This window comes from Anaerobacillus alkaliphilus, assembly GCF_004116265.1.
GTDB lineage: Bacteria > Bacillota > Bacilli > Bacillales > Anaerobacillaceae > Anaerobacillus > Anaerobacillus alkaliphilus.
Genome location: NZ_QOUX01000064.1, coordinates 1 through 267, shown reverse-complemented (window position 1 = coordinate 267; position 267 = coordinate 1). Strand labels below are relative to the sequence as shown.

The 267-nt window shown below is 41.2% G+C and carries 1 rRNA gene; it reads left to right on the top strand.

From position 1 onward, the window contains the following. Nucleotides 1-185: 185 nt before the first annotated feature. A 5S ribosomal RNA gene (rrf, locus tag DS745_RS24350) occupies nt 186-267 on the top strand; the annotation flags it as partial.

The following is a 267-nucleotide window of genomic DNA, read 5'->3' as shown; positions in this document are numbered from 1 at the left end:
TTTTGTATTTTAAATAAAAAGTTTAAAATAGGTTAGTTGGTATATGTGCATCTGCGTCTACTAGTAACGCTCTGAAGCAGGCTTCCTCGATGCAAAGCTGCACGGAGTTAATCAAGGAAGTATCTCAAGATGAGAACGAGATGTGTGTTATCTAGTTTTGAAGGAATGATTTCTTTCAAACATAATCTAGTGGCGATAGCGAAGAGGTCACACTCGTTCCCATGCCGAACACGATCGTTAAGCTCTTCAGCGCCGATGGTAGTTGGG